This is a genomic window from Methyloversatilis discipulorum (assembly GCF_000385375.1).
In the GTDB taxonomy this organism is placed as follows: Bacteria; Pseudomonadota; Gammaproteobacteria; order Burkholderiales; family Rhodocyclaceae; genus Methyloversatilis; species Methyloversatilis discipulorum_A.
This window is the reverse complement of the sequence record NZ_ARVV01000001.1, coordinates 757315-769286: the sequence shown is the minus strand read 5'-3', so window position 1 is coordinate 769286 and position 11972 is coordinate 757315. Positions and strand designations below refer to the sequence as shown.

The 11972-nt window shown below is 69.8% G+C and carries 12 protein-coding genes; 1 reads left to right on the top strand and 11 read right to left on the bottom strand.

Features of this window, described 5'->3' with window-relative positions; all coding sequences use genetic code 11:
- Positions 1-463 precede the first annotated feature (463 nt).
- The 11 genes from METRZ18153_RS0103720 to METRZ18153_RS0103670 form a co-directional block, all read right to left on the bottom strand.
- Positions 464-1855, bottom strand: coding sequence for an aminotransferase-like domain-containing protein (locus tag METRZ18153_RS0103720; protein WP_020163456.1), 1392 nt, complete (start codon positions 1853-1855; stop codon positions 464-466).
- A gap of 8 nt (positions 1856-1863) precedes the next feature.
- On the bottom strand, positions 1864-2724 hold the full coding sequence (locus METRZ18153_RS0103715; protein ID WP_020163455.1) for a Pnap_2097 family protein: 861 nt from the start codon (positions 2722-2724) through the stop codon (positions 1864-1866).
- A complete protein-coding gene (locus tag METRZ18153_RS0103710) occupies positions 2718-3995 on the bottom strand; it encodes an MSMEG_0569 family flavin-dependent oxidoreductase (protein WP_020163454.1) in 1278 nt (425 codons plus the stop codon). The genes METRZ18153_RS0103715 and METRZ18153_RS0103710 overlap by 7 nt, the downstream gene beginning before the upstream one ends.
- A gap of 19 nt (positions 3996-4014) precedes the next feature.
- Positions 4015-4302 carry an MSMEG_0570 family nitrogen starvation response protein gene (locus tag METRZ18153_RS0103705; protein ID WP_020163453.1) on the bottom strand — a complete coding sequence of 96 codons (288 nt, stop codon included), beginning with the start codon at positions 4300-4302 and terminating at the stop codon, positions 4015-4017.
- A gap of 9 nt (positions 4303-4311) precedes the next feature.
- On the bottom strand, positions 4312-5493 hold the full coding sequence (locus METRZ18153_RS0103700; RefSeq protein ID WP_020163452.1) for an MSMEG_0565 family glycosyltransferase: 1182 nt from the start codon (positions 5491-5493) through the stop codon (positions 4312-4314).
- The gene (locus METRZ18153_RS0103695; RefSeq protein ID WP_020163451.1) at positions 5486-6496 is read right to left on the bottom strand and encodes a sll0787 family AIR synthase-like protein; all 1011 of its coding nucleotides are present in this window, start codon (positions 6494-6496) and stop codon (positions 5486-5488) included. Before METRZ18153_RS0103695 ends, METRZ18153_RS0103700 begins: the two co-directional genes overlap by 8 nt.
- A complete protein-coding gene (locus METRZ18153_RS0103690; protein ID WP_020163450.1) occupies positions 6493-7068 on the bottom strand; it encodes an MSMEG_0567/Sll0786 family nitrogen starvation N-acetyltransferase in 576 nt (191 codons plus the stop codon). The genes METRZ18153_RS0103695 and METRZ18153_RS0103690 overlap by 4 nt, the downstream gene beginning before the upstream one ends.
- Positions 7055-8191, bottom strand: coding sequence for an MSMEG_0568 family radical SAM protein (locus METRZ18153_RS0103685; RefSeq protein ID WP_232415956.1), 1137 nt, complete (start codon positions 8189-8191; stop codon positions 7055-7057). Before METRZ18153_RS0103685 ends, METRZ18153_RS0103690 begins: the two co-directional genes overlap by 14 nt.
- Positions 8112-9149 carry a Nit6803 family nitrilase gene (locus METRZ18153_RS0103680; protein WP_020163448.1) on the bottom strand — a complete coding sequence of 346 codons (1038 nt, stop codon included), beginning with the start codon at positions 9147-9149 and terminating at the stop codon, positions 8112-8114. Before METRZ18153_RS0103680 ends, METRZ18153_RS0103685 begins: the two co-directional genes overlap by 80 nt.
- A gap of 247 nt (positions 9150-9396) precedes the next feature.
- Positions 9397-9879, bottom strand: coding sequence for an MSMEG_0572/Sll0783 family nitrogen starvation response protein (locus METRZ18153_RS0103675; RefSeq protein WP_019919598.1), 483 nt, complete (start codon positions 9877-9879; stop codon positions 9397-9399).
- 342 nt (positions 9880-10221) lie between these two features.
- The gene (locus METRZ18153_RS0103670; protein WP_019919599.1) at positions 10222-10425 is read right to left on the bottom strand and encodes a heavy-metal-associated domain-containing protein; all 204 of its coding nucleotides are present in this window, start codon (positions 10423-10425) and stop codon (positions 10222-10224) included.
- An 85-nt stretch (positions 10426-10510) separates the two neighbouring features.
- On the opposite strand from METRZ18153_RS0103670, the gene METRZ18153_RS0103665 reads away from it, so the two are divergent.
- The gene (locus tag METRZ18153_RS0103665) at positions 10511-11752 is read left to right on the top strand and encodes an MgtC/SapB family protein (RefSeq protein ID WP_020163447.1); all 1242 of its coding nucleotides are present in this window, start codon (positions 10511-10513) and stop codon (positions 11750-11752) included.
- The last annotated feature ends 220 nt before the right edge of the window (positions 11753-11972 follow it).

Sequence of the window (11972 nt, the reverse complement as noted above, 5' to 3'; positions counted from 1 at the left end):
CTGCCCCGCCACCAACGCGACATCCGAGAAGCTCTCGCTGGCGCCCCAGAGCGTGGTCTTGTCGCTGATGATTTCACCGGCATCGGCAAGCAGATCGGTGGACAGATAGACCGTTGCGTAATCGTCCGCCGTGTAGGAACCGGACAGGCTTGCTGCCTGCGCCGGAACCGCGGCGACGATGGAAGCCAACAGTCCTGCGGCAACGAATGCCCTGTTCGTTACGCTCATTGATAGTGCTCCTCTGCTGGAAAGCCACGATACAACGGACCGCGAGCAAGAGCTGCACCAGTGCAGGCCCGACCGGCGTCACTCTCCTGCAAAAGCAATAGCTTGCGTTCGCCAGACTCCATCAATGCCATTCCTCGGACAGGTCGGTGTAAAAGCAGCCGACACGCAGATGCCGCGAAATGCGCATCCGGGCTGCCGGCCACAGTCCCTGCCCCCTAGTCCCCAGCCCCTGCCCTCACATCACATTCGCGTGCGGGTGCACCGGATGCTCCAGCGTGTCGGCGATCAGGCGCAGCGCGATGTCGCAGTCCTCGCGCGACATCGGGCCGCCGAGGCAGACGCGCACCGCGTCCGGCGGCGTGCCGTCGGTGCTGAACGCGGCGCTGGCGACAACCGCCACGCCCTGGGCTCGCAGGTTGGAGGCGAACTCGACCATGGCCCAGTCCGGGCTCAGCGGCAGCCAGAAGTGGAAGCCTTCGGGCTGCGCACGCAGCGCGTGCCCGGCCAGCAGTCGCGCCGCTGACGCCTGGCGCGCGACGGATTCGGCGCGGATGGCCTGCAGCATCGCGTCCGCGGTGCCGTCGGTGATCCAGCGGGTGGCCAGCGCGCTGGTGACCGGCGAGCACATGACGGTGGTCGCGCGCAGCGCACCGGCCAGCCGCTCGGCCTGACGCGGCCCCGGTGCATGTACGTAGGCGGTGCGCAAGCCGGCGCCGAAGCACTTGGACAGGCCGCCGATGTAATAGGTGAGCGCCGGCGCGAGTGCGGCCAGCGGCGGCGGCACCTCGGGCGGCAGCATCGCGTAGGCGTCGTCCTCGATGATGGGGATGGCGTAGCGCAGCGCGACGTCGGCCAGCGCCTCGCGCCGCGCCCGGGTGACGGTGGCGGTGGTCGGGTTCAGCAGCGTCGGGTTGCAGTACAGCGCACGCGGCTTCAGCGTCTTGCACGCGTGCTCGAAGGCGTCGGCGCTGGGGCCGTCGTCGTCGAGCGGCAGCGCGTGCAACTGCACGCCGAGCTGGGCGGCGATGGCCTTGATGCCCGGATAGGTCAGCGACTCGACGCAGATCGTCTCGCCCGGTCGCGCCAGCAGCGACACCAGCGCGGTCAGCGCGCTATGGATGCCCGGGCACACCAGCACGCGCTCGGCGGCGCACAGCGGCAGCCGCTGGCGCAGCCAGTGCACGCCGGCAGCACGGTCCTCGCGCGTGCCGCCGAAATCCTGGTAGCGCAGCAGGTCGTTCCAGTCTGACTGCGCCATCAGCTGCGCCGCGCTGTCGCGCAGATGGGCGAGCAGCGCCGGTTCCTGCGGTTCGGGCGGCAGGTTCATCGTCATTTCGGCGGCACTGCCGCCGCGCAGCGCCATGCCCGGCGTCGACCCGCGGACGAAGGTACCCATGCCAGCGCGCGAATCGATCAACCCGCGCTTGCGTGCCTCGGCATAGCCGCGCGCCACCGTCGTGTAATTCAGTTCAAGCGAATCAGCCAGGTCGCGCAGCGCCGGCAGCCGGTCGCGCGGCGTCAGCCGTCCGCTGCGCACGTCCTCGGCGATGAGGTCGGCGATCAGCAGATAGGCCGGCTTGTTGCTCGACCGGATGCGCTTGAGCCAGAGCTGCGAGGTCTTGTCCATCGGGGCGTTCAGGCCAGTCGTCGTTTGCGGGTGATCAGGTCGGCGATGCGCGCGCCGTCGGCACAGCGGCGCACGCGCCACCAGTGCGCGAACTCGGCGCTGTCGTCGCGTGCGGCGAGCAGTTCGACACGCACTGTCTCGCCGGGGTCGATGTTGCCGTAGAAATACAGTTCCCGCTCGGCGGTCAGGGCCGGGCGCAGCCCGAAGCAGGCCAGTTCGGCGCGGTCGGCCAGCGCCTGGAAGCTGGCGAAATAGAGCAGGCCGGCGCCGTTGAAGTCGTTGTGCGGACAGGGCGTGATGTCGACCGCGCGCAGCACGCCGCCATTCGCGGCCGGCTGCAAGCCCATGCGCGCCACGCCGTCGCCGCTGCGGAACAGCCGGGCGCGCGCCTGCAGCGACAGCGCGGCGTCGGTCAGCGTGCGGTCGCCGCACTCCGGGCCTTCGACCGGTGCGCGCACGATGCTGCGGTTGCTGCCGGCGTCGCGGCGCACGAAGGCGGACAGCAGTTCGATGCGCGCCGCGCGCGTGTTGCCGCTGCGCAAGGTCTGGGCGCTGAAGTGCTGGGCGCGGCCGGGCGACACGGCGCGCACCGACAGCGAGAACGGCGCGTTCTCCGTCACCGCGTCGAGGTGCGCCTCGTGCAGATGCACCGCAGTCAGCGCGGCATAGCTCTTGCGGCCGGCGGCGTCGGCGAACTCCGGCACCGCCCTGCCCTGCGCGCGCGCGATCGCCATCCAGTGCAGATGGCCGCATTCCTTCAGCAGCCAGTTCTCCGACAGGCCGTACAGGCCCAGCTGCGGCATGCCGGCGCAATACTGCTGCTGCAGCGCCGCCGCCGACTGCAGGCGCTCGGCGCTGTCCATCAGCATGTCAGTGCCTCCGCGTCAGCGGGCTGCGTCGCGCGCAGCGCGGCGATGCGCGCGGCCAGGTATTCGGCGTCGCGTGCCACGCCGGAGAAGCGGCCGGAGCCCCAGGTGTGCAGCCAGGGCAGGCCAAGGAAAAAGAGGCCGGCTTGCTGCGTCACGCCGCGCACATGTACCGGGTCGCCGCGGCCGTTGAACACCGGCGCGTCCACCCAGCGGAAGTCCGGCGAGAAACCGATGCACCAGATGATGCTGGTGATGCCGGCGGCAACCGGATCGAGCGCCGCGCATTCCTCGCCCGGCTGCCACACCGGCTCATAGACCGACGGCGGCGGTGCGTCGATGCCGCGGTCGGCGATGTGCTTGTCGATGGCGGCATTGATGCCGTTGTAGGTGCGATCGGCGCTGTCGAGCGCGGCGCGCAGGCCGGGCGCGAACTGCAGCATGCCGTCGCGGTAGTCCTGCATCAGCCCGTACAGCTGCATGCCTTCGAGCGCGAAGCGGCGCAGGTCGATGTCGCGCCCGCCGTCGCGGCCGGTCACGTAGTGGTTGGTGTTGTCGCGCACGCCTTCGCGCAGCGGGTGGGCGGTCACCGGCATGTCGTAGTAGCCCATGTCGGCCAGCCAGTCGACGACGTCGCGGCCGCGGTAGAAGCGGGCGCAGCGCGGCGCATCACCGACCGCCAGATGCACGGTGCGGCCGGCCAGATGCAGGTCTTCCGCGATCTGCGCGCCGGACTGGCCCGAGCCCACGACCAGCACGGCGCCCGGCGGCAGCGCGTCGGCATTGCGGTACTGCTCGGAATGCAGCTGCACGATGCCGGCCGGCAAGCGCTCGGCCATGCGCGGCACGATGGGCACGTGATAGCCGCCGCTGGCCACGACGACCTGGTCGGCGGTCCAGTCGCCGATTGAAGTCGTCACGTGAAAGCCGCCGTCCGGCCGCGGTGTCACGCGCTGCACCGACACGCCTTCGCGCAGCGGCGGATTCACCTTGCGACGGAAGGCGTCGAGCCAGGCGTTGATCTCGTCCTTCTTCATGAAGCCGTGCGGCTCGGGGCCCTCGTAGGCGTGGCCGGGCAGCGCGCACTGCCAGTTCGGCGTGACCAGGCAGAAGTTGTCCCAGCGCTGGGTGCGCCAGACGTGCATCGCGCTGTGCTTTTCCAGCACCAGGTGTTCGATGCCGGACTGCTGCAGGCAGGCGCTCATCGACAGGCCGGCCTGGCCGCCGCCGACGATGATGACCGGCAGATGGGGGATGGTTTCGGGCGTGCTCATGACGTTCTCCTTGCGGCGGTCATTCATCGAAACTGACCAGTTCGATATGGGTGTGCGGGTCGTCGCCCCAGCGGGCGGCAAGCTGTTCGAGATCGGCCAGCTGGTCCATCGCGGCCGAACAGGCGAAGCCGTACTTCGCGCGTACCCGCTCGGAGGCGATGTGCAGCGCCTCGCGCGCCGAAGCCATGAAGTCGGGCAGCGGATACCGGGCGCCCGGCGCGAAATAGTCCTTGATCACCAGCGACGGCGAGTAGCAGCGGGTTTCGGTTGCGTCCGGCCAGCGGACGGTGAAGTGCATGGCGGGCATGTAAGGTCCTCAGACGGTTTCGGGTTGGCGCGCCGGTGCGATGCACAGCGCGCGGTACAGGTCGACGTGGCGGGCGGCGCTGGCCGCCCAGCTGTAGAGGTGGCACACCGCCGGCGGTGTGCGCAGCAGCGCGGCGCGGGCCGGATCGAGCGCCTGCTGCATCGCCCGAGCGATAGAGGCGGTATCGAGCGGGTCGGCCCAGCTCGCGCTGTCGTCGTCGAGGTATTCGGTGAAGGGCGCGATGCGCGAGGCGACCACCGGCGTGCCGCTGGCCAGCGCCTCCAGCACCACCAGGCCGAAGCCTTCGCGCGTCGACGCCATCACCAGCACGTCGGCGAGACGGAACAGCGACGGCATGTCGGCGTCGTCGAGCACGCCGGTGATGACGACGTCGCCGCCCACCCCCTCGCTCAGGCCGCTGTCGCGCAGGTCGTCGCGGAAGGCGTGCACGTAGTCGGCATGGTCGAGCAGGCTGGCGCCACCGGTGATCAGCAGCTGCGCCTGCGGCAACGCCGGCTTGAGCAGCGCGAAAGCCTGCAGCACGCGACGCGTGTTCTTGCGCGCCTCGACGCCACCGACGGCAACGAACACCGGACCGCCGCGCAGGCCGAGGCGCTGCGCCAGCGCGCTGTCATGCGCATCCGGTCTGCGCGAATAGCGCGTCAGATCGACGCCGTTGTTCACGCAGTGCGCCTGCACGCCCAGTTCGTCCTGCAGACGCTGCTGCCACAGCCGGCTCACGCACAGCACGCCGCGCGCAGCCAGCACGCCGCGCGTCTGCCAGGCTGCGAGCTGCGGATCGGCGAAGGGGTCGAGGTGATGCACGGTGCGCACGAAGCCGGCGATCAGACCGCGCTGCTGCAGCGTCGCGAGCGCGTTGGCGCCGAGGCCGTCCTGCGCGTGCAGCACGTCGAACCGGCTCCGTTCGACGCGCGGCGCGAGGTGAGCGACGAAGGCGGCAATGCGCGAGCGCGCCATGTCGACGACGTCCCCTGAGGCCGGCCCGACCGGCACCGGCTCGAAGCGGCAGTCGATGCTGCGGAACAGGCACTGCCCGTCGACGGCCGGCGCGAACACGGTCACGTCGTGCCCCTGCGCATGGAGTGCCTGCGCCAGTTCCACCGTATGCACGACGCCGCCGCGCGGATTGACCGAGTGCGTCAGCAGACCGATGCGCAGCGACTCAGACATCGATGGTCTCCCGCGGTGCGCGGATGAAGGGCTGATCCTTCACGTTCCACAGCAGCGCCCGCTCGCCGCGCTGGGTCAGCCACACCTCGGGCGAGGCGGTGACGCGGCCGATGCGCGCTGCCGCGATGCCGCGCGCGGCGAAGCGTTCGAGCACGCGGAGCCGCTGCTGCGGGCGCACCGACAGCACATAGCCGAAGCTGGGGAAGGACAGCAGCCAGCGCAGCAGCGGCACGCCCTCCGGGCGCGGCACGGTGTCGAGGTCGATCTGCGCACCCACACCCGAGCATTCGAGCAGCATCAGCGCGCTGCCGATGGCGCCGGCCATGCTCACGTCCTTGCCGGCGTCGCACAGGCCGTCTTCGGCCAGGCGCGGCAGGATTTCGATGTCGCCGCGCAGCCGCTCGGCCGGCGCGCGGGTGGACGCATTCCAGTACGGATACGGCTCCTCGAAGGCGCCGCGCAGGTCGACCGCGAGGATGAGATCGTCGTCCGGCTGCGCGTCGAAGCTGGTGATGAGCTTGCGCGCGCGGCCCAGCACCGCGACCGCCAGCTGGCCGCGCGCCGCGCGGTGGTTGCTGTGGCCGCCGACGATGGGCACGCCGTAGCGCGCCGACGCCGCGGCGAGCCCGTCGAGCACCGGCTCGGAACTGTCGGCACCGTCGCTCCACAGCGCATCGACCACCGCGATCGGCCGGCCGCCCATCGCGCAGATGTCGCTCACATTGACCATGAGGCCGCAGTAGCCAGCGAACCACGGCATGCGGGCGACGAATTCCTCGACCAGACCTTCGATCGCGAACAGCAGCCAGCCTTCGCCCGACGGATCGGGAATGGCGGCGCAGTCGTCACCGACCGCCACCGCTTGCGCCATATCGGCGACGCCGCCCGGCAGCGCGCGACCGAGCACCGTCATCACGTCCGAAATGTCGCGCTTGTGCGCGAAGCCCGGGCTGCCGCGCAGCGCGTCGGTCAGTTCAGCGAGCGACATGGCAGGCAGCGTCATGCCGGTGCTCCGGCGCTGCGTGCGACGAAGCCGGTGTAGACGTCGTAGCACGGCGGGTAATGATCGAGCTGCGCCTGCATCAGCCAGTGCGGCCGGCCGTGCAACGTTTCCGCCTGCAGCGGTGTCCAGTGCAGGCGGCGGAACAGCGGCAGGTTCTGCGCCTGCACGTGCGCGAGGAAGGTGTGGCAGCCGCGTGCATGCGCACTGGTCACCGCGAGGCGGATCAGCGTGGCGCCGAGCCGGCCCTGGCTGCGGAAGGCCGGATGCACGGCAAGGCGCGAACCCCACCACAGGCCGGGGTCGCTCGCGCGGTCCTCGTGGATGCGCACGGTGCCGACCACCTGGTCCGGCATGCCGCCAACGCAGGCGAGCGCGACGATGATCTGCGCGTGATCGTCGATGGCATCGCGGTCGTCGCCCGGGAACACGCCCTGTTCGACGCAGAACACGGCGCGGCGCAGCCGCATCGCCTGGTCGTGTTCCCAGTCGCCGTGCGCCCACTTGATGCGGAACTCGCAGGGCGCGAAGCGCGGCGCCAGTTCGCACAGATCCTTCGCGTCAGCCGACAGCATGGGCAGCCTCCGCGCGTTCGAACGAGGACAGCGATGAGCAGGCGCCGCACTTGCCGCAACCGGCCTTGATGTCGGCCGAACGCAGGCCGGCTGCCGACACCATTTCGCCGAGCGGCGCCAGTATCGAGCGCATGAATTCGGGCGACGGCGCTGGATGGTCTTCCAGCGGCGTGCCGCTGATCGGCACGAAGGGCACGACGAAGGGATAGACGCCGAGCGCGACCAGTTGCGCGCTCATGTCGAGAATGGCTTCCTTCGTATCGCCGAGGCCGGCGAGGATGTAGCTGCTCACCTGGCCGCGGCCGAACACCTCGACCGCCGCGGCGAACGCCTCCATGTAGCGGGCGAGCGGCACGGTGGCCTTGCCCGGCATGATCTGTTCGCGCAGCGCCGGCGTCACCACTTCGAGGTGCATGCCCAGCGTGTCGATACCGGCCGCCTTCATCCGCGCAAACCAGCGGTCGTCGTCCGGCGGTTCGCACTGACCCTGTATCGGCAGGTCCACTGCGGCGCGCACCGCGAACGCCGAATCGCACAGCACCTGCGCGCCGCGGTCGGGCGTGGCCGGCGTGCCGGTGGTCATGACCATGTGCTTGACGCCGTCGAGCAGTACCGCGGCGCGTGCCACTTCGGCCAGCTGTTGCGGTGTCTTGTGCGCGATGGTGCGGCCGGCCGCCAGCGACTGGCCGATCGAACAGAATTTGCAGGCCTTGCGCCGGCTTTCGTAGCGGATGCAGGTCTGCAGCACCGTGGTCGCCAGCACGTCGGCGCCATGCAGCGTCGCGATGTGCGAGTACGGAATGCCGTCCAAGGTCTGCAGCGCGTAGAAGCGCGGCTGCTTCGGAAAGCTGGCCAGCGCGATTGGAATATGGCCGCGGCGGATCTGCACGCGGCCGTCGGCGTCCGGCGCGTCGGCGGTGAAGGGCGACTCGAAGGCGCTGCCGGTATGCACCGGCACCATGATGGTGACGCCATCCACCGTGACTGCCTTGTGGTCGGACGGCCCGGCGCCGCCGCGGCGACTGGGCGCGCCGGCCTTCGGATCAGCCAGCCGCAAGCCGTACGACTGCAGCTCCGTCATCAGTTGCCGGCTGGAGGCGTCGGGTGTCGTGATCGTGCTCATCGGCAGTGCTCCGGGGTGAGGTGTCGTGCAGGGCGACCGTCGTCGTGGCCGGCCGGTCGTTGATGGCCAGGCTCAGCAGTTCCGGCCGCGCGTAGTGGCCGACCGAATCCATCATGCGTTTGCGCTTGGTCACCAGCGCCATGTCGAGATCGGCCACCACCATGCCTTCGCCCTCGGTCAGCGGCGGCGCCAGATGCACGCCTTCGGGCGACACGATGGCGGTGTGGCAGCCACCGCGCAGCGCGCGCTGCAGGCCTGGGTCGGGCGTGATGGACTGGATCTGTTCGTCGCTGAGCCAGCCGGTTGAATTGATGACGAAGCAGCCGGATTCGAGCGCGTGGTGGCGGATGGTCACTTCCATCTGGTCGGCGAAGATCTGGCCGACCATCGATCCCGGAAACTGGGCGCAGTGGATCTCTTCGTGCTGGGTCATCAGCGCGTAGCGCGCCAGCGGGTTGTAGTGCTCCCAGCAGGCGAGCGCGCCGAGCCGGCCGATGGCCGTATCGATCACCTTCAGCCCGGCGGCGTCGCCCTGTCCCCACACCATGCGCTCGTGATAGGTCGGCGTGATCTTGCGACGCTTCAGCGCGAGGCGGCCGTCGGCGTCGAACACCAGCTGCGTGTTGTACAGGCTGCCGTGGTCGCGCTCGTTCACGCCCAGCACCACGACGATGCGACGCGCCTTCGCGCGCTCGGCCACCGCCTGCGTGACCGGGCCCGGCACCGTCACCGCCCGTTCGTAAAGCTTCAGGTGGTCGGCGCCCATGCGCACCGCCGGCTGCACGAAAGAGAAGTAGGGGTAGTAGGGCACGAAGGTTTCCGGAAACACGGCCAGCTGAGCGCCGCGATCCGCTGCCTCGTCGATCGCCGCCAGCACGCGCGCCAGCGTGCCGTCGGCGGATTCGAGATCGGGCGCGATCTGGATCGCCGCGGCGCGGACGACGCGGGCGGCGCTCATGACCGGCCCCCGGCGCCAGCGGTCACGCAGGCCCGGGTCGAGGACGTTGCGCCACCCCACGGCCAGCGGCCCGGCGCCGGGGACGCTGCACCCGGGGTCGACATCGCTGCCGCCGGTCCACCTGCCGCGCATCCCCAGGGCCAAGCCGCGCCCGCCGGCGCGAGCGCCGGCGACCCGGCGCGACCCGGCGCGAGCGGCAGCACGCCGCATGCATGCCGCGCGCCGAAGAAGGAGCGGGCACCCATGATCAGAGCGTCCAGGTATCGAGGATGAAGGCGTTGTCCTTGCGATGCAGCAGGATCAGATCCAGCACGTCGAGCGGATTGATCGGACGGATGCCTTCGATCAGCGAGCCCTCGCCGTGGCCGTACAGCGCCTGCAGCGCGAAACGGCACGCATAGACCTTGCCGCCTTCCTCGATGAACTTCTCGATCTGCTTGTTGAAGTTCTGGTGGCCGGGGAAGGCTTCGTCGCCCAGCGTCGGAAAGCCGCGCTTCACGCCCAGCGTGACGCCCGGGCCGTACAGCAGCACCGAGGTATCGAAACCCTTGCGCTTCAGACGCGTGGCCTGCAGCAGATTGACGAAGCCGATGGAGCCTTCGAAAGCGACTGTGTGAAAGGTGACCAGGGCCTTTTCGCCCGGCTCGGCCTTCACGTCCTCGAACACCTTCTCTTCGTAATCGACGAGGAATTCGCCCTTCTCGTTGGCGGGGCGGGTGACTTTGGGCATGGCAATCTCCGGTGGTGGTATGCGATCAGGAAAGCGGCGCCCGGAACATGCTTGTCCTTCAGGCGCTCGCCCTTCCCTTCGCATGCGCCGTGCCACCGGCGCCCGGATGAGTGCGATCAATATGCGATCAATGGATGCACACGCCGCCTTGCGGCCGCATGCACCCCGCACGAGGGTGTAAAAACCCTTTTCAAAGCATGGATTTAGAGGCCCGTCCGCGCACCGGAATGAAGCATGCGGATGCGATCAATGCACCCGATCATTGGCGATCTTCGGGCAGCGCACGAAGCGCGGCAATTACGCGGAAGGCATCAAACGACGGCGAAAAGGCCGTCCAGCGCGCTACTTCAGCGCATAGCCCTCGTCCTCCAGCACCTGCCGGATGTCGGCCTCGCTGACCAGCGGGCTGTGTTCGACGCTGACGGTGCCGGTCGCCAGCGCGACCTCGACCATGTTGATGCCCGGCAGCTCGTGGATCACGTTGGTGATTTCATGGACGCAGTCCTCGCTTTCGAGGCCATCTACGGTGATCAAGGTGGTGTGCATGGGCAGGGTCTCCGCTTCATTGGGCGGCCGGAGTCCGGCGCGCCGTCGGGTAAGGTAATGGTATGAGCACATTCCATCCTCCGCCATGCCTGCCGACATCGATCCGCGCCTGACCGGGCTTGCCGCCGCACTGGGCATCGGCCTGCTGATCGGCATCGAACGCGAACGTCGCAAGGGCGAGGGCCCTGCGCGTGCGGCCGCCGGCCTGCGTACCTTCACGCTGGCTTCGCTGCTTGGCGCGCTTGCCATGCTGCTCGGCGGTGGCGCAACGCTGGCAGTGCTGGCCGCCGTGGTCGGTGCGCTGGCCATCGTGTCCTATCGCCGCTCGCGTGACGACGACCCGGGCCTCACCACCGAAATCGCGCTGGTGCTCACCTTCATGCTCGGTGCGCTGGCCATGCACGACGCGCGACTGGCGACCGGCATCGGGGTGCTGGTCGCCATCGCGCTGGCCGCGCGCAGCCAGCTGCACCGCTTCGTCGTGCGCGTGCTGTCGGAACAGGAGGTGCATGACGGCCTGCTGCTGGCCGCTGCCGCGCTGGTCATCCTGCCGCTGGTGCCGGACCGCGCGGTCGATCCGCTGGGAGCCATCAACCCGCGCACGCTGTGGAAACTGGCGGTGCTGATGATGGCGATCAACGCCTGCGGCCACATCGCACTGCGCGCCGCCGGACCGGCACTCGGCCTCAGCTTCGCCGGCTTCGCCTCGGGCTTCGTGTCGAGTACCGCCACCATTGCCGCCATGGGTGCGGAGGCGCGGCGCAACCCGGCGCTACGCGCCGGCGCGGTGTCGGGCGCCGTGCTGTCGTCGCTGGCGACCGTGGTCTATCTCGCGCTGCTGCTGGCGGCGACCAGTCCGGCCGTGCTGCGTGCGATGGCTGCGCCGCTGCTGGCGGCCGGCGTCGCCGCCGCGGCCTACGGCCTGCTGATCGCACTGCGCAGCGTGCGCACGCACGACGGCGATACGCCGCCACCCGGCCGGCCCTTCAATCCGCGGCTGGCGCTGCTGTTCGCGGCGACCATGGGCGCACTGTTACTGCTGACCGCCTTCCTGACCGACCGCTATGGCACCGGCGGCGCAGGCATCGCAGCAGCTCTGGCCGGCTTCGCCGACGCGCACTCGGCCTCGGCGGCGGTGGCCGCATTGCAGGCGTCGGGACGCATTGCGGCCGAGCAGGCCGTGCTGCCCATCCTGGCCGCGTTCACCACCAATGCGTGCAGCAAGCTCATCGTCGCGGTCACCACCGGCGATCGCAGCTTCGCCCTGCAGGTCGTGCCCGGCGTACTGCTATCGGTCGGCGCCGCATGGCTGACTGTGCTGATCTGACGGCTGGCAGCACACGCTGTTCGACGCTTCCGAGTGATGTCTGCGCATCCCCGCGATCCGCACGGCAGCGAGCCCCTTATGGGAACGGTCTCCCAAGCGCAAGGCGGCCCGTGGCCCGGTAAGGCCTGCCGTTCACACGCCTTGGCCGCAGTCAGAGGCCCCGCCCCTGCGCGGAAGGCACGCCCCGGGCCCGCGCCGGCAGCGATAGCGCTGGCACCCG